Below are 16,159 nucleotides of genomic sequence, written 5' to 3' on the forward strand. Positions count from 1 at the left end.
TCAGTTCTGCACCAGATCGGGGATCGGTTCGGCGTCGGTCAGCCAGTGCCGGCCGGTCCGTCGGGCCGCGTCCCACTTGGGCATGCTCACCGCATCGTCTTGCCCGAGGTCCGCCGGGGTGGGGCCGATGCGCTCGGCCAGCGGGGCCAGGGCATCCAGATCGAAGTGGTACAGCTCGGCCGCCGCCAGGCCGAGCATCTGCCGGGTCTCCTCGATCGGGATATCCCAAAATGAGCGTCGCAGCCACTCGCGGGTATGCGGCCACGTCCCCTCCGGATGCGGGAAGTCGTTGCCCCACAACAGGTTAGCGACACCGATCTCGTAGCGCCGGGCCAGCTCCCGGCGCTCGGTGGTGGTGGCCCCGATGAAACAGTTCCGGTCGAAGTAGGCCGACGGCGGCATCGTCAGATCGCCTTCCATGTGCCGGCTCATCTTCTTGGCCGAGTGCTCCCGCAGAAACCGGGTGTCCATCAGCCAGAGCAGATCGTTGGCCCAGAAGGCACCGCATTCGGTGACTCCCCAGCGCAGCCCGGGGAAACGTTCGAACACCCCCGACCACAGCGCGAACCACAACGGCCGCGCGCCCCACCAGCGCACCTCTGTGACGTAGATGCCCAGGTGCCCGCCGTACTCTTCTTGCGGGGCGGGCCCGGAGTGGGTGTGCACCGGCATCTGCAGGTCTTGGCAGGCCGCCCAGACCTTGTCGTAGCGGCGGTCGTGATAGGGCGGGTAGCCGACCCAGCGTGCCGGGATCAGGATCCCGCCCCGCAGACCGGATTCCGCGGCGCGGGTGATCTCGGCCACCGCCGCGTCCACGTCGGCCAGGACCGGCACCACCGCGACCCCGGCCCGGCGCTCGGGGCTGTGGCTGCACAGTTCGGCCAGCCAGCGGTTGTGGGCCCGTGCACCGGCCATGGCGCGCCCCGGGTCCAGGTCGCCCGACTGGCCCAGGCCCGCCCCGAACGGGGCCCCGGCGACCCCGGTCACCGCATCGGCGTCGGGGAAGATGACCTCGCCGACCACCCCGTCGCCGTCGAGTTCCCGGTCCCGCAGGGCGACGTCCCAGCCCCCGGCGATCCCCTCACCGTGCTCGGTGAACCACTCTTCGGCGAATTCCTCGTCGATGAATCCGCCGGCCTGGGCCGCGGCGGTCTTCTCCGCGAGATACGTCTCGAAGTCGTCGCGGTATTCGGGATCGACGTATTCGCGATAACGCTCGGTCGGGAGTTCGGCATGGGTGTCAGCGGAGATGATGAGATACGGGTCCACAATTAACCTTTCGCTACCAGGTGCGGATGGGATCGGGCTCGAAGACGGTGCTGCTGGCATCGGCGGGCACCGCGGCCAGCGGCTCGGAAACCTCGGCCACGCTCGGTCCGATGCGGTCGGTCAACGGCGCCAGCGCCGCCAGGTCGAAGCCGTAGACGGCCGCCGCGTTCCCGCCCACCATGGCCGCCACTTCGGCTGGCGGGACATGGGCGAAGGTGTGACGCAACGCTTCCCGGGTATAGGGCGCGGTTCCTTCGTAGTGCGGGTAGTCGCTTCCCCACATGATCTTCTCGACGCCGATGGCGTGCCGTTCGGTGCACTCGACGGGACGCATGAAGCTGGCGCCGACGTAGCACTGCCGAGACCAGTACTCGCTGGGCTTGTGGCTCAGCGAGCCGGCGGTGGGCCCCGCGAAGCGGGCGATCGCCGAGCCCGGTCGCGCGTAGCGGGCGGCCGCGACGTCGAGCGAGTCGAGCGTCGCCGGTATCCATCCGGCGCCCTGTTCGGTGAAGACCACGGTGAGGTCCGGGTGGCGATCCAAGACGCCGGAGAAGATCAGGTGCCACAGCGCCCGGTGCGCATACCAGTGGGTCTCGTACACCCACACCGCGAACGAGCTGCCCCAGCCATCGGTCGGGGTCGGTCCGGCGGAGCCGCCGTGGTGGTTGACCACCACGCCCGCCTCGTCGCAGGCCGCCCACAGCGGCGCCCAATGCTCGGCGTAGAGCTGCGGGATGGCGGCGCCGGGGGCCACTCCGGGCAGCAGCACCCCGCCGCGCAGCCCCAGTTCGGCGATCTGCGCAATCTCGGCGATCGCTTCGTCGAGGTCTTCGAGCAGGATCTGGCCCACCCCGGCACGGCGCAGCGGCGACAGGGAGCAGAAGTCAGCCAGCCAGCGATTGTGCGCCCGCAGTCCGGCCCAGCGCAGCTCGACCTCTCGGGCGGTCTCCGGCGGCGGGGCGGCCAGGCTCCCGCTGGGAAAGAACGGCGGCACGGTATTGGGGTAGACGACCTCGCCGGCAACACCTTCCGCGTCCAGCTCAGCGTCGCGTCGCTCGCTGTTCCAGCTGCGTTCGGCGTCGGGCTCGGTGAGGTCGCCGAACGGGTTGACGTAAGTCTTCGCCCAGCCGTCGAATTCGTCCCGATAGCCCGGATCCAGGTATTGGCGGTAGTCGAGCAGGTCGGCACCGGCGTGGCAGTCGGCAGAGATGACCGTGTAGCGGTCCATGCGCCTATGCCCGCACCGACTCGGGCCTCGGGGCGGCCAGCAGGGCCACATCGTCGTAGCGCTGGTGCACGTAGGGCAGCAGCCATTCGGCCGGCACCCGCTCGGCGATCCGCCCCACCTGCACGGTGCGGCGCCGGCACCAGGTGATCGACCGGATCTCGCGGATCACGATGTCGGCCACCGGATCCAGCGCCGACTCCCCCAATTCGAGGGTGCCGTCGATGTCCTCCAGGACCTCGTAGTGGCGGTGGTATTCGCCGTAGACCAGGTGCGGGTCGGTGATGCCGTTGCCGTCGGGGGCCCGCAGGAACTTGAAGTAGAACTCGGTGTTGATCTGGTCGGGCGGCAACTCTGCCGGGCCGGTGACCCGGCCATTGACGGTGACCAGCTGGTGGCCCAGCCGGTCCACACCGGCGCTGACGCGATCGCCGTCGCGTTGCACCTCGATATGAGCGATCTTTTTGGGCTCGCCGAACGTTTCACGTCCGCCGGTGACCGATTGTTCGGTGGACTGCGGCATGAACAGCGGATAGTCGCCGGCCATGTCGCCGTGCCGGGCAGTCACCGAGAACACCGCCGAGGTGAACGTCGGCATGCCGTCGATTCGGACCCGCTGCAACTGCACTCGCACCAGCGGTTCGGCCGGGGGCGCCAGCGGCTTGGGCAGTACAGCCGCGACGATCTCCGGATCGGTGAGATAGGTGATGGTCACCGCCTCGGTGGCGATGGGCGCCTTGGTGGCGTCGATTTCGTGGTCGACCCGCTCCTCCGGCGGCCGAGGACCGTAACGGACTGCGGTGGCACTCAACGCTTTCCTCCGTTCTCCGAGGTGCTGTCGGCATGCTGACTCAGCACGTCGACCAGGTAGTCGGGCTCGCTGCGCGCCAGGATCGACGCGGCCTTGGCGCTCACGACCTGATCGGCGGGGGTGGGCGGGCCCATCATCCAGAAGCGGTCTGTCGCAATGCCGTCGATCACCTGCTCGGCGACTGACTCGAGCGGGGTGAACTCGACATGGGCGCCGGCCGCCTCGAAGCGGTCCACCACCTTGGCCAGGGTCGTCTCGGGGGTGCGGCGCTGCTGGGTCGCGGCGTAGCGCTGCGGGCGGTGCCGCCACGACTCCCAGATACCGGTATTCAAAAAGCCACCCGGGAACAGGACATGCGCCCGCACCCGTGTCCCGGTCATCTCCAGGTGGGTGTAGAGGCTTTCGGTCAGGCACAGCACCGCCGCCTTGGTCATCGGGTAGACGGCGGTGGCCGGCCCGCCCAGGGCGCCGCGGGCGATCGGCGCGAACCCGCCGTTGCCCGAGCAGGTGTTGATCACGTGTCCCTCGCCGGCCTCGAGCAGGATCGGCACGAAAGCCTTGATGCCGTGGATCACGCCGAGCACGTTGACGTCGATTCCCCACCGCCAATCGGCCAGGTCGTGCTCCCACAGGTAGCCCTCGGAGACCGCGCCGGTGCCGGCGTTGTTGCACACCACGTGCACAGCGCCGAAGCGCTCCAGCGCCGCCTTGGCCAGTGCTTCGACCGAGTCGTAGTCGGTGACGTCGGCGATCACCCCGACGGCCTCAATGCCCTCGTCCTGCAGCGCCCGGGTCGCCTCGTCCAGTGGATCGGCGAGCACATCGGCGAGCACCACCTTCATGCCCTCGCGGCCGAACCGCCTGCCCAGGGCTCGGCCGATCCCACCGGCTCCGCCGGTGACCACCGCCGTCTTGCCTCGAAGGTCGACCATTGTGGCCATCGTCACATGGTCGCGCATACCACCGCAAGGAGTCGCACTATGCGACTCCCACGCTAGGGTTCTGCCATGGCGCCGCGTCCCTCCCCGCAGACCGAACGGGTGGTGAACCTGTTCGACCACCTGACCGGTCTCGGGAATGAGGGCATGACGCTGGCCGAGATATCGCGCCAGTTGGGCGTGCACAAGGCCAGCTGCCACTCGATGCTGGCCGAACTGCTGCGGGCCGGCTGGCTGCTGCGAGACCCGGTTCGCAAGACCTACCACCTCGGCCCCGCTCTGGTCCGGCTCGGCCGAGAAGCAGCGGGCCGCTATCCGGCCCTGGTGCTGGCCCGCTCGGCGATGGCCGAGCTGTCGGCGGCCACCGGCGCGCATTGCGTCGCCTTCTCGGTCAGCGGTGACCACTCCACCGTCGTCGATCAGGTCCGCAGCCCCCAGGGCGGCGGTCACCCGATGCCCATCGGCACTCAGTTCCCGCACCGCCCGCCCTACGGGGCGTCGATCGTCGCCTGGTCCGGGCCGGATACCCGGGAGCAGTGGCTGGCCGCCCTTCCCGAGGACGCGCGAGGCCACTACCGCCAGGCGCTGGCCGCCGCCGAACAACGCGGCTACGCGGTCGGGCTGCACATTCTGCCCGACCTACGCCTGCAGGAACTGGCGCTGATCGTGCGCAGCGCCGAGGTGCGCTCCACCCGCCTGAGCCAGCTGACGCAGCAATTGACCGAGGAACTGATCCGCACCGAGGAGTGGTTCCCGATCAGCCTGGCGCCCGAGCGCACCTACAAGGTCAGCCACATCGACTCCCCCATCCTGGGGCCGGGATCCCGGGTCGCCCTGATGTTGAGTCTGGTTCCCAGCGCCGACCCACTGAGCGGCGCGGCGGTCACCCGACTGGGGACGCAGCTGCAAGCGGCGACCCGCCGGCTCAGCGCCGCCCTGGCCGACGAACCGCCGGATTAATGCGGTTAGGTCAGCCCGGAACGGCGGACTGCATCGACGCCAGCGCGTCGGTGCTCAACCGGGCCAGCTCCTCGGCTTCTCCCGCGGTCAGGGCGGCCGCGAACAGCTCCGCCATGCGCCGGTTGGTCGCCTGTTCGATCTGGTCGTAGCGGTCCTTCTTGCCGGCACCGTCGGCGAACGGCTCGGGCCAGCCGAACATCGCGGCGTACTGCGGCCCCTTGTTGAGCATGTGCGCCTCGATCGGGGAGATGCCGGAGATGACGAGCGCATTGAAATGCACGCCGGCCCGCAGCTCCCGCAGGATGAACATCACCTGCAGCGCCCGGCCTGTGGCATCGTCGGCCAGCGGCATCGCCCGCCAGCCGGCGAACAGCGGCAGCCCCGCGATAGGGGTCGCGGCGATGACCTTCTCCCCCAGTTCGGCGATCCGATCCAGCCCCTGGGCGCCGGCGAAATACTTGCGCCCGAACTCGGCCGTCTGGGCCCAATACTGTTGGGCCGCACCGGCAGCGCCGCGCACCGCGACACCCTCGTCCCACATCGCGCTCAGTGCAGTCGGTTCGAACACTGCGAACACCGCACCGACGGTGGCGCCGGCGGCCTCGCCCAGCACGCCACCGCGTCCGGCGACATAACCGGCGAGTGGATTCTGATAGCCGGCGGCGATGCTGTCGGCGAAGGTTTCCGGATGCAGCATGAACACCGCGACGGCCTGCTCCATCGCCGCACCGGTGGCAGCGGCCGACGTCTCCATATCGCTCACCTGGCTAGGCTGACACAAAATGAGCACAGTTGTCTTGCATACCGAGCTACCGCTTTCAGCGGAGCACGCCGCTGCGTTGGCACGCAAACCCGAATTGATGCAATTCGTTCTCGCGCCGGTCCTGAAATTGCCGGCACTGGCCGCCCCTGACCTCCTCGAGGTGGGAACCCGCGCGTCGGCGCGGCTGTGGTGGTTCGGTGTGATCCCGGCGTGGACCCACCACCTCGAGATCAAAGAGCGCGACGATCTGATGATCTACACCAACGAGCACGGCGGTCCGGTGCATACCTGGAACCATCGCCTCACCTTCACCCCCGTCGATGAGCATCGCTGCCGCTACACCGATGAGATCGAAACCGATGCCGGCGTCAAAGGATTGGCTACTCGCCTGTTCATCCGGTTGATGTTCGCCCACCGACACCGCCGTTGGCGCAGCCTTGCTGCCATCCTCGCCTGACCTCCGCCGGCACCGGGTGGGCGCGCTAGGGTGCTCTGGTCGGGTCCAGCAAACAAGCCGACAGAACGGTTGAGCACATCCATGACCGCAGCAGACGCATCGCCGATGGAAGCCCGGGTTGGCCACTACTACCAGATGGACGGCACCTACCTGGTCGGCCGGGAGAAGGTACGCGAGTACGCCCGAGCGGTGCAGGACTACCACCCGTCGCACTGGGACGTCGCCGCGGCGGCGGAGCTGGGCTACTCGGACGTGGTGGCGCCGCTGACCTTCACCTCGACCCCGGGCATGAGCTGCAACCGCGAGATGTTCGAGTCGGTGGTCGTCGGCTACGACACCTACATGCAGACCGAAGAGGTCTTCGAGCAGCACCGGCCGATCGTCGCCGGCGACGAGCTGAAGATCGACGTCGAGCTGACCTCGGTGCGCCGGATCGCCGGCCGCGACCTGATCACCGTCACCAACACCTTCACCGACAGCGCCGGCGAGCGGGTGCACACGCTGCACACCACCGTCGTCGGGGTGACCGCTGAGGACATCGGCCCGGACGTCAAGTCGGCCGTGCACAACGCGATGATGCATGACGTCAACATCCTCGGCATCGGTGAATCCGATGCCGCCTACGAGAAGACGCTGCGGCCCGGGGACGCGGCCCCGCTGTCCGAGGGCGGCGTTTCCCGGACCCCGGCGACACCGTCCTTCGACGAGGTGAAGGTCGGCGACGTGCTGCCGGTGCGGCACACCCGGCTGTCCCGGGGCGACCTGGTGAACTACGCCGGCGTGGCCGGTGACGCCAACCCGATCCACTGGGACGAGGAGATCGCCAAGCTGGCCGGTCTGCCCGACGTGATCGCCCACGGCATGCTCACCATGGGCCTGGGCGCGGGCTTCGCCTCCGCCTGGACCGGTGACCCGGGGGCGGTCACCCGGTATGCGGTGCGACTGTCGGCGCCGGCGGTGGTGTCGGCCAAAGAGGGCGCCGACATCGAGTTCAGCGGCAAGATCAAGTCGCTGGATCCGGAGACCCGCAGCGGGGTCATCCTGGTCGGCGCGAAAACGGCGGAGAAGAAGATCTTCGGCCTGGCGACGTTGCACGTCCGGTTCCGCTGAGCGCCTGAGCTATCCGATCGGCGTGAACCCGACAGCTGCCGGGACCGGCCGCCGCTAGTCGCCGGCGAGCAGCCTGCGGGCGACATCGGCGGCCAACGCCGCGGTATCGGCATCGGGGCCGCCGGCCGCCAAACTGCGACGTACCAAGGCCAACGGCGCGTCGATGACGGCCAACAGCACCCGGTCGCGATCGCCCGCCGGGAACCGGGCCAGGAAGCCGTCGAGCGCTTCGGCCGCGCGCCGGTCCAGCGCGTCGGCGTCTGCCACGACCGCGGCCGAGCAGTCGGCGCTGACGAAATCGGAGCGGCTGTAGCGAGCCAGCAGGGCGGCGGCTTCCCGGTGGTCGGCGCTCCAGCGCAGCACGTGGCGCGCGGCGGCGACGCCGATCCCCACCGGGTCGCCGTCGGCGGCGAGCACCGGCAGGAAGTCGTCGTGGAAGCGGCGCACCGGCGTCAGCCAGGCCTCGGCCAGCAGGTCACGCCGCGTCGGAAACCGGTGATACACCGACCCGCTGGGCGCGCCGACCGCGTGGGCGACCGCGGTCGCAGTGGCCGCCCCCGGCCCGCCCGCCAGGATCAGCCGGATGGCCGCGTCGACGAAGTCGTCCGCGGCGAACTTCTCTGGCATAGGCATGAAGTAGAGAGTACTCTCTAATCAATTAGCGAATCTTCTCTAGATTGGAGTGTGGGATGCGAGTCGACAATGTGCACAGTCGGGTGTTCACCGTCGATAGCCTCGACCGGGTGGGCGCTTTGATAGACAGCCTCGCCGGCGACGACGATCGCCTGTGGCCCCGGGAGAACTGGCCGGCGATACGACTGGACCGGCCCTTGGCGGTCGGTGCGACGGGCGGGCACGGACCGATCCGCTATGACGTCAGCGCATACCAGCCGGCCCGGCGGATTCGGTTCGCCTTCCGCCGGCCCGCCGGGCTGGACGGCTATCACGAGTGGGAAGCCCGGGCGGTGGCCGCCGGTTACGAGCTGCGTCACCGCCTCGTCGCGAACACCGTGGGCTGGACCCGGCTGAGCTGGCCCTTGGTCTGGCGCTGGCTGCATGACGCGCTCGTCGAGGACGCCCTGGACAAGGCGGCGGCGAACCTGGGCTGTCGCGGGCCGCGCCGCTCGTGGTCGGTGTACGTGCGGATGTTGCGACGCACCGCGACTCTGCGGGGCCGCCCGTGATCTTCGACAACTACACCGACCTCACCGTCGCCGGCGGCCCGGTGCGGTGCTACCGCGGCGGCGATACCGGGTTGCCGCTGCTGCTGCTGCACGGGGCGATGCTCGACACCGCGCAGGGGGTATGGCGCCGGGTCGCGCCGGCGCTGGCGGCCGATTTCCGGGTGCACGTGATCGATCTGCCCCGCCATGGGGCCAGCAGGCCGTGGCACGGTGTGCTCGACGACGCCTTCTTTCGCCGCTTCCTCGCCGAACTGCTCGACACGCTGGAACTGCCGCGGGCGGCGTTCATCGGGCTGTCGCTGGGCGCCGGTATCGCCACCGGCTTCGCCCTGGCGCACCCCGAGCGGGTGAGCGCCCTGGTCGCGGTCGGGCCCGGCGGACTCGATGCCAAACGCCCGGCGCAGTTCTTGACCTGGCTGGTCATGCGCACACCCGGCCTACTGCGCGCGGGCTCCTGGTACCTGGCCCGCTCTCCCGCCGCCATCCGCCGGTCCATGATCGCCAATCTGTCTGCGGCAGAGCGCACTCCGGACTTCAACGTCATCGTCGCCGCCGCGGTGGATGAGGCCCGTGCCAAGCACTGGCACGGCGAGAAGGCGCTGGACGACTGGCAGATCCAGGCCTACGGCCCGACCTCGATGCGGCTCAATCTCCTACCCGAGCTGCCGCGTCTGTCGATGCCGACGCTGTGGGTGCGCGGCGCCGACGATCCGCTGGTCGGCGCCGCTGAACTGGCGAAAGCTCATGCCGCCAGCCCTCATTCGCAGCTGGCCACCATCGCCGGTGCCGGGCACATCGTCAGCTACGACCGGCCCGACGAGTTCGTCCGCCTGGTTCGGGAGTTTCTCGAATCCGTCCCCTGACTCCATCCACCAATAGGGCGCGGCTCTCGGCGCTGCCGTCCAGGCGGCGAGTGATCCGTGTGACGATCTGCCACCGTCCGGTCTCGGCTTCCCGTCTGAGGTGGAAGTAGTTGGCGCCCCCGCGCGCCACCTGGTAGCCGGTCTCCCGTTTGACCAACAGCGTCGACGCGCACACCGCGACCGCGTCGTCGCCGTGCACGGTGACCACGGCGGGCCCGAGGAAATGCACGCAGCCGCGGTTGATCAGATCCTGATGTCCCGACGAGCGCACCATCGCCGCGATGTCGTCGCGGCCCTGCATGAGCCAGTCCTCGACGTCGTACACCCCGTCATCAGCCCACAGGGCGGCGGCGCATTCGGCATCGCCGGTATCGACCAGTGGACCGTAGGAGGCGATCAACCGCTCGATCGCGCGTTCGTCCTCGATCCGCTGTAGCCGGCGCTCCAGGTCGGCCAGCCGTTGCTCATTCATGGGCGCTCCGTTCACGCGAGGTTGGTGAGCTGCGCAAGAGCCGCCAGCTGCTCACGAAAGTGCGCGGGGGATCGTGCGGAGATCGCACAGCTGACATCGGTGGCCCCGGCTTCGGCAAGGCGGCCGATCTGCTCGGTGGCCTGCTGCGGGGCGCCGATCGGGTCCAGCGGTGGTGTCGCCAGCACGACGGTGAAATCGTCGGGGAGTGCCACGGAGCCAAGCAGTTTCGCGATCTCGGCCGGTGCGAGGCCGAACGGCGTCCAGCCGTCACCCAATTCCACGGCGCGCCGAAGGGACCGGCGCGTGCGTCCCCCCACCCAGATCGGCACTCGTGGTTGCAGCGCGCAGGGTTCCACGATCATCGCGTCATACCGGTAGTAGGGCCCGTCATAGGAGGGCCGACTGTTCGACAAGGATGCCCGCAGGGCTCGCATCGCGTCGTCGGCGCGGGCGCCGCGATCCTCCCACTCGCAGCCGAGCAGGTCGAACTCCTCGCGCAGCGAACCGACCCCGACGCCGAGGGTGAGCCGGCCGCCGCTGATCCGATCCAGGGTCCCGTAGCGCTTGGCTATCTCCAGGGGATGGTGGTAGCCCAGCACCACCACCGACGTCACCAGCCGAATCCGCGAGGTTCGCGCGGCCAGAAAAGCCAAGGTGGCCAACGGGTCCCAATAGGTTGCGCCGCGGACGGCGGCCACTTCGACCGGTACGGCGACGTGCTCGGAGCAGGTGAGATGGGCGAACCCCAGTTCATCGGCGGCAGCGGCTATCTCGGCGACATCCTCGATGCTGCCGCCGGCTTCCCAGTCGGACGCCGTGCCGGGGACCTGGATGACGACCGGTGTGAAGAGGCCGACGCGCATCAATGGGTCCGCGGGGCGTCGTACCGCACTCGTTTCATGCACTTTCCTTGCGCCGCGTGGCTGGGGTAACCTCGGGGATAAACTAAAGTGAATTTTAGTTATGGAGGCAGCTGTTGTCCAGCGGTGACCACCCGGCTTGGGAGCCGCAGTACGGGCCCTGGGCAGTGATCGCAGGAGGCTCCGAAGGCGTCGGTGCGGAGTTCGCCCTGTTGCTCGCCCGTGCGGGGATCAACCTGGTCCTGATCGCGCGCAAGCCGGCACCGCTGCGCGACACCGCTGATCGCTGCCGGGAGCTCGACGTGGACGTCCGCGAACTGGCCCTGGATCTGTCGCGGGCCGACAGCGTCGCGCAGATCATTGCGGCCACAACGGATCTCGAGGTCGGGCTGCTGATCTACAACGCGGGCGCCAACACCCACAGCGCGGAGTTCCTCGACGGCGACCTGGCAGCCTTCCACCAGGTGATCGATCTGAACGTGACGACCCCGCTGGCGCTGATCCATCACTTCGCCGGCCCGATGCGCGCTCGGCGCCGCGGCGGCGTACTGCTGATCGGCTCGCTCACCGGTTATCTGGGCTCGGCGCGGCACACCGTGTACGGCGGCGTGAAAGCGTTCACCCGGATCTATGCCGAGGGCCTGTGGCTGGAACTGCGTCAGTACAACGTGCACGTTCTCGAACTCGTGCTCGGCGTCACCAAGACCCCGGCCATGCAGCGGGTCGGACTGAACTTCGACATTCCCGGGATGCGGGTGTCCGATCCCGCGGACGTGGCCCGCGAAGGTCTCATGCAACTCCCCCACGGACCCGTGCAGGTCGTCGCCGCCCACGCCGACAACCCGGCACTGCACGCCGGATCGGATCGGGCCGAAGCCGTCCTCGCTTCCCACCGGATGATGCAGAAGCTGCTGCGCGGCACGCCGTCTGCGGCGCGAGGCACCGATGCCCCGGCCCCCGAGTGACCGCGAGCCGGCAACCCCCCGGACCCCCGCGCAGCGCCAGCGCTGCGATCGGATCCTCGCCACCGCTGCCCTGCTCGGTGCCCGCGACGGGCTGGAAGGCGTCCGGATGCAGGACGTGGCGGACCAATCGGCGGTGTCGATCACCACGGTCTACCGCTACTACCCGACGAAGCATCATCTGTTCTCGGCACTGCTGCTGCACTACACCCGCGCCGTCAAACCACCTGGGCCGCCCACGAGGTGTCCGGCCGCCGATGTCACCGAACTCATGGTCGGCGTCTGCCGCAGCATGCTGGCCCGGCCGCTGCTGGCCCGGGCGATGATCACCTCGGTCAACGCCCGGCGGGCGGAGTCCGCCGCCAGCGGCGACTTCAACCTGCGCAGCACCATCGTGTCCGTTGCCGGGATCACTGAGCCGACGGCGGAGGACACCCAGCTCGGACTGCTGGTCGAGCAGTGCGCCTACGGCATCCTGTCGTGGGCGGTGATGGGCGAGACCACACCCGCGCAGGCTGAGGCCGACATGCGCCGCGCATGCGAGCTGCTGTTGGCGCCCTGGCGGGACACCCGGCTGCCCGTTACCGACGCATAGCGCATTGCCACGCCGCGCACAGCGAGTTCTACGCTGACTCAACGGCGCGCCTCTAGCAAGCGGATCGCCTCTGATGAATGTGATTGAGAGACAGCGTATTTCGACTATCACTGCGTCGACCCGACGTCCGCTTCGGGCTCGCGTGACGTTTCCCTGCGAAATGCGCTGGTTTCCAGTCGGTTTCCACGTCGCTATTGCGCCGGTGCAATAGGAGCGGCACGCCGGTCGGGTTGACTCCGCCCACCGTTGCTGCCACCATGGCGGCGAACGCACCTCGTTAGGCGAGGCGTCTGTACGGATACAGGCCACTGACCTCCAACGTCGAGAGACGCCCAGGGTCAGGACAGCTCCTCCCGGCTTAAGGGTTGAGCCCAAGTGGCTTCCGGATTCTGGCCGGATACGCCGTGCAGTGCTGAAACTCTGACGAGAGGGGTGCCGGCCGACTGTTCTGTCGGCCCGGCTCTCCCTGATGTGCATGCCGTGCCGGCATCCCCGTGTGCCCTGGCCGTGAGGAGGTGAGAGCGACATTGAGTCCGAGCGATAGTCCTTATCCGAGTTCGACGATCACTTCGTTCGAACCCGTTCGCGGCGCCGCCTTCGCTTCCTGAATCGGTTGGCCCCGTCCCCTACCCGCGCTGTCCGCCCACCGGCCTGAGCGCGTCTTCCGCGCGCGAATTTCATCACCCAGCAGTGTAATTCGCGATTCTTAAAGGAGTTTTGATGTCTTTTGTGTCCGCACTTCCCGACGAACTGACCGCGACAGCGGCCGATCTGCGCGGTATCGGCGACGCGGTGACCGCGCAGAGCACGGCCGCCGCCGGCCCGACGACCGGGGTGGTCCCGGCGGCCGCCGACGAGGTCTCTGCCCTGACCGCCGCGCAGTTCGCCCGACATGCACAGACGTACCAGGCGATCAGCAAGCGGGCCGCAGTGGTGCACGAACTATTCGTGACCACGCTGCAGCGCAGCGCGCAGTCCTATGCAGCGACCGACGCTGCCAACGTCATCTCGATCTGGTGAAAGGCGTTCTGATGATGGATTACGGAGCAGTTCCCCCGGAAATCAATTCCGCCCGCATGTACGCCGGTCCCGGCGCCGGGCCGATGCTGTCCGCCGCCGGCGCCTGGAACCTACTGGCCACGGAATTGCGTTCTGCGACGATATCTTTCGAATGGGCGGTAGCGAGTCTGGTCAGCCAAGGCTGGTGGGGTCCGTCGGCGTCGGCGATGACTGCGGCCGCTGAGCCGTACATCAGCTGGATGAGCGTCACCGCCGAACAGGCAGAGCAGACCGCGGCGCAGGCCTACGCCGCCGCCGACGCCTACGCGTCGGCCTACGCCATGACGGTGCCGCCGCCGGCCATCGCGGACAATCGGGTGATGTTGGCGGCATTGGTCAAGACCAACGCTCTGGGGCAGAACACGCCGGCGATCGCGGCGACCGAAGCCCGCTACGCGCAGATGTGGGCGCAGGACGCCGTCGCGATGTACAGCTACGCCGCCGCTTCAGCCACCGCCACCCAATTGATTCCGTTCGCGGTAGCGCCGGAGACCACCAGTCCGGAAGAGCAGGGCAGTTCGGGCGCCCTGCCCGCCGACACCGGTGCGCACGACCAGGTGCCCGGCGCACTGCGCAGCATGGCGTCGCCGGCCGAGGGCACGAGGCCGACGGACCCGGATTGGCATTGGACGAAGTTCTTCGACGGCCTCTTCGACGGAACCTGGGGCCATGACGACGGCTCGGGCCTGAATATCAATGCGCAGCTGTGGAACACGATCGCCGCAACCGGGATCTTCGACCCGGGCGGGAACCTCGAGGGCTTCGCGGGTCTGGCCACGCTCGGGTTTTTGGCCCGCGGGATGGAGGGCGGCACAGCCGCCCTTACTGGTGGCGGGCTCAGCTCCGCGCCAGGTATGACATTGGCGTCAACCGAGGCCGCCGGCCGCGCTGCCGGAGCTGCGGTCGGCGGCGCAGGCTCGACGGTGTCGGCCGGAGTGGGCAGAGCAACCCTGGTCGGGTCCTTGTCCGCGCCACCGAACTGGGCGACAGCCGTCCCGGCAGCTGCGCCGACGGCCGGAACGGGCAGTGGCTGGACGGTCGCCCCGGAGAGCAGGGCGATGACCGCCATGCCGCCGCCGATGCCCGGTGGCGGGCGTAGCGGCAGCTTCGGGCTCGGCACGCCGCGCTATGGCGTCAAACCCACCGTGATGCCGCGTCCGGTCGTGGTCGGGTAGCTACATCGGTGCGGGTTGGCGTGCCGCGGCGGGGGCGATATGGCCGCCTTGGTCACTATGGCCTGCGCGGCATCGCCAGCGCCGTTCCGAGAATCCAGGCGAAGAACAACCCCGGCATCCCGGTGATCGAAAAACCCTCCAGCGACAGCGGTCCGTCGTCGACGATGAACGCCAGCAGGAGCAGCGGATGCACCACGGCGGCGGCCAGCGCGAGGTGGGCGGTGTACCGCGGCAGCACCCGGTGGGTATACACCGCGACGGCGAATGCCCCCAGCGCCACCACGGTGGGCATTCCCGACATGGCCAGCAACCCAAAGGTCAGGTCGTAGAGCAGTCCCGCTACCTCCGGGCTGTGCTGCTGCCGATAGAGCAGCAGGTCGAAGGCGGTGAAGCCGCTCAGCAGCAGGGTCACGCAGCCGACGAAACCGGCGGCAAAACACAGCGGCAGCATCGACCGCACCGGAAGGCGGTCGCGCAGATACGTCCACACCGCCGCGCCGAACACCAGCCAGATCGTCACGCCGATCGTATTGAGCAGCATCGTCACGACGAGTCGATCGTGGTGAACCACGGCCCACTGCGTCACCTCGGTGGCCAGCGTCTGGGTGCCCGGGAACGACCAGATCGGATACACCACCAGCGTGAGCGCGGGAAGGACGAATCCGATGGTGCCGGACCAGCGCGCCACCCGGGCGACGTCCCACGGCTTGTCACTCATGATCAGCGAACCAGATCCCACTGGCCGAAGTCGGGCGCCAGGACGTCATCCACGTCGACGTGGATGTCGTCGATCATGAAGCCCGGATCGGTTGCGGTGACGACTTCTCGCTGGAAGAGCACGGCCGCCGGTTCGCGATCACCGCCCGACCACGCCTTGGTCTGCCATGCCCACCGGTGGCCCGGGCTGGTCGAGTGCCCGATGACACCGTCGGCGATCGCCCACCCGAGCTGGCGGGCGCCGCCGTAGATCCCGGTGCGCGCCGCGCCCAACACCGAGTTGATGCCGCGAAACCACTGCACCGCTTGCCTTTTCCACACCTCGGCATTGATATCTTCGTCGACACTGAAGAAGATCGGCGCTGAGTCGGGGCCTCCGGCGGCGTTGTGCAGCCGGAGCGCGGTGCGGGCGTCGGCCACTCCCCCGTCGTGACCGCGGGTGAAGTCCGACGGGGAGTTCTCCCATCCGGGTTTGCCGTACTGGTAGCAGCTGACGACCTGCAGGCCGGCGGCCCGGAGCCGGTCTGCATAGTCGCGGGTGACCGGCTTGAAATCGAACGTGGCGCCCGGCCGCAGCTCCGAAACATAGACCAGGGCCCCGGCGAAGCCGGCCGCTTTGATCTGCTCGGGCTGAACCAGCCGGTCGGCGAAGTCGATGAGCTGCACACCTTCGGCCGCCGCTGCCGGGTTGCCGATCATTGCCCCGAGGGCGCCGGGGACGGCCAGTGCCGGCCCGAGC

General features: G+C 68.8%; 19 protein-coding genes and 1 riboswitch. Of the genes, 9 read left to right on the top strand and 10 right to left on the bottom strand.

Annotated elements, in window-relative coordinates; all coding sequences use genetic code 11:
- From A5648_RS12320 to A5648_RS12335, 4 genes are read right to left on the bottom strand one after another with little or no spacing between them, the layout of a single operon-like run.
- The gene (locus A5648_RS12320) at positions 1–1,329 is read right to left on the bottom strand and encodes an amidohydrolase family protein (protein ID WP_234787407.1); all 1,329 of its coding nucleotides are present in this window, start codon (positions 1,327–1,329) and stop codon (positions 1–3) included.
- A complete protein-coding gene (locus A5648_RS12325; RefSeq protein ID WP_065024813.1) occupies positions 1,283–2,497 on the bottom strand; it encodes an amidohydrolase family protein in 1,215 nt (404 codons plus the stop codon). Before A5648_RS12325 ends, A5648_RS12320 begins: the two co-directional genes overlap by 47 nt.
- Before the next feature lie 4 nt (positions 2,498–2,501).
- The gene (locus A5648_RS12330; protein WP_065024814.1) at positions 2,502–3,305 is read right to left on the bottom strand and encodes an acetoacetate decarboxylase family protein; all 804 of its coding nucleotides are present in this window, start codon (positions 3,303–3,305) and stop codon (positions 2,502–2,504) included.
- Complete coding sequence (locus A5648_RS12335) at positions 3,302–4,252, bottom strand: SDR family NAD(P)-dependent oxidoreductase (protein WP_065024853.1); 951 nt, start codon at positions 4,250–4,252, stop codon at positions 3,302–3,304. Before A5648_RS12335 ends, A5648_RS12330 begins: the two co-directional genes overlap by 4 nt.
- A gap of 60 nt (positions 4,253–4,312) precedes the next feature.
- On the opposite strand from A5648_RS12335, the gene A5648_RS12340 reads away from it, so the two are divergent.
- Positions 4,313–5,203, top strand: coding sequence for an IclR family transcriptional regulator (locus A5648_RS12340; RefSeq protein ID WP_065024815.1), 891 nt, complete (start codon positions 4,313–4,315; stop codon positions 5,201–5,203).
- 10 nt (positions 5,204–5,213) lie between these two features.
- Here A5648_RS12340 and A5648_RS12345 read toward each other — a convergent pair whose 3' ends face one another.
- The gene (locus tag A5648_RS12345; protein WP_065024816.1) at positions 5,214–5,957 is read right to left on the bottom strand and encodes an SCO6745 family protein; all 744 of its coding nucleotides are present in this window, start codon (positions 5,955–5,957) and stop codon (positions 5,214–5,216) included.
- A 28-nt stretch (positions 5,958–5,985) separates the two neighbouring features.
- Here A5648_RS12345 and A5648_RS12350 point away from each other — a divergent pair, with 28 nt between their 5' ends.
- Both A5648_RS12350 and A5648_RS12355 read left to right on the top strand, forming a co-directional pair.
- Complete coding sequence (locus A5648_RS12350) at positions 5,986–6,423, top strand: hypothetical protein (RefSeq protein WP_065024817.1); 438 nt, start codon at positions 5,986–5,988, stop codon at positions 6,421–6,423.
- A gap of 81 nt (positions 6,424–6,504) precedes the next feature.
- Positions 6,505–7,533 (top strand): fused (3R)-hydroxyacyl-ACP dehydratase subunits HadA/HadB, encoded by a 1,029-nt coding sequence (locus tag A5648_RS12355; RefSeq protein ID WP_065024818.1) that lies wholly within the window; start codon positions 6,505–6,507, stop codon positions 7,531–7,533.
- Between the two features lie 54 nt (positions 7,534–7,587).
- Here A5648_RS12355 and A5648_RS12360 read toward each other — a convergent pair whose 3' ends face one another.
- On the bottom strand, positions 7,588–8,166 hold the full coding sequence (locus A5648_RS12360; protein WP_065024819.1) for a TetR family transcriptional regulator: 579 nt from the start codon (positions 8,164–8,166) through the stop codon (positions 7,588–7,590).
- A 56-nt stretch (positions 8,167–8,222) separates the two neighbouring features.
- Here A5648_RS12360 and A5648_RS12365 point away from each other — a divergent pair, with 56 nt between their 5' ends.
- Complete coding sequence (locus tag A5648_RS12365; protein WP_065024820.1) at positions 8,223–8,717, top strand: hypothetical protein; 495 nt, start codon at positions 8,223–8,225, stop codon at positions 8,715–8,717.
- Entirely contained in the window at positions 8,714–9,580 is an 867-nt protein-coding gene (locus tag A5648_RS12370; RefSeq protein ID WP_065024821.1) for an alpha/beta fold hydrolase, read from the top strand. Before A5648_RS12365 ends, A5648_RS12370 begins: the two co-directional genes overlap by 4 nt.
- Here A5648_RS12370 and A5648_RS12375 read toward each other — a convergent pair.
- Both A5648_RS12375 and A5648_RS12380 read right to left on the bottom strand, forming a co-directional pair.
- Positions 9,516–10,052 carry a nuclear transport factor 2 family protein gene (locus tag A5648_RS12375; protein ID WP_065024822.1) on the bottom strand — a complete coding sequence of 179 codons (537 nt, stop codon included), beginning with the start codon at positions 10,050–10,052 and terminating at the stop codon, positions 9,516–9,518. The genes A5648_RS12370 and A5648_RS12375 overlap by 65 nt on opposite strands.
- An 11-nt stretch (positions 10,053–10,063) precedes the next feature.
- Complete coding sequence (locus A5648_RS12380; protein ID WP_065024823.1) at positions 10,064–10,915, bottom strand: LLM class F420-dependent oxidoreductase; 852 nt, start codon at positions 10,913–10,915, stop codon at positions 10,064–10,066.
- A 113-nt stretch (positions 10,916–11,028) separates the two neighbouring features.
- On the opposite strand from A5648_RS12380, the gene A5648_RS12385 reads away from it, so the two are divergent.
- The 4 genes from A5648_RS12385 (at position 11,029) to A5648_RS12400 (ending at position 14,703) form a co-directional block, all read left to right on the top strand.
- A complete protein-coding gene (locus A5648_RS12385) occupies positions 11,029–11,877 on the top strand; it encodes an SDR family NAD(P)-dependent oxidoreductase (RefSeq protein WP_065024824.1) in 849 nt (282 codons plus the stop codon).
- Positions 11,858–12,469 carry a TetR family transcriptional regulator gene (locus A5648_RS12390; protein ID WP_065024825.1) on the top strand — a complete coding sequence of 204 codons (612 nt, stop codon included), beginning with the start codon at positions 11,858–11,860 and terminating at the stop codon, positions 12,467–12,469. Before A5648_RS12385 ends, A5648_RS12390 begins: the two co-directional genes overlap by 20 nt.
- 266 nt (positions 12,470–12,735) lie before the next feature.
- A riboswitch (M-box (ykoK) riboswitch) is annotated at positions 12,736–12,908 on the top strand.
- A 281-nt stretch (positions 12,909–13,189) separates the two neighbouring features.
- Positions 13,190–13,489, top strand: coding sequence for a PE family protein (locus A5648_RS12395; protein WP_065024854.1), 300 nt, complete (start codon positions 13,190–13,192; stop codon positions 13,487–13,489).
- A gap of 11 nt (positions 13,490–13,500) precedes the next feature.
- The gene (locus A5648_RS12400; RefSeq protein ID WP_234787408.1) at positions 13,501–14,703 is read left to right on the top strand and encodes a PPE family protein; all 1,203 of its coding nucleotides are present in this window, start codon (positions 13,501–13,503) and stop codon (positions 14,701–14,703) included.
- A gap of 55 nt (positions 14,704–14,758) precedes the next feature.
- Here the strand turns inward: A5648_RS12400 and A5648_RS12405 are convergent, their stop codons facing one another.
- The gene (locus tag A5648_RS12405; protein ID WP_065024826.1) at positions 14,759–15,421 is read right to left on the bottom strand and encodes a hypothetical protein; all 663 of its coding nucleotides are present in this window, start codon (positions 15,419–15,421) and stop codon (positions 14,759–14,761) included.
- Positions 15,422–15,423: 2 nt separating this feature from the next.
- Positions 15,424–16,119 (bottom strand): DUF1906 domain-containing protein, encoded by a 696-nt coding sequence (locus tag A5648_RS12410; RefSeq protein WP_109470784.1) that lies wholly within the window; start codon positions 16,117–16,119, stop codon positions 15,424–15,426.
- Between the last annotated feature and the right edge of the window lie 40 nt (positions 16,120–16,159).

Source organism: Mycolicibacter sinensis (assembly GCF_001673565.1).
Classification (GTDB): domain Bacteria; phylum Actinomycetota; class Actinomycetes; order Mycobacteriales; family Mycobacteriaceae; genus Mycobacterium; species Mycobacterium sinense_C.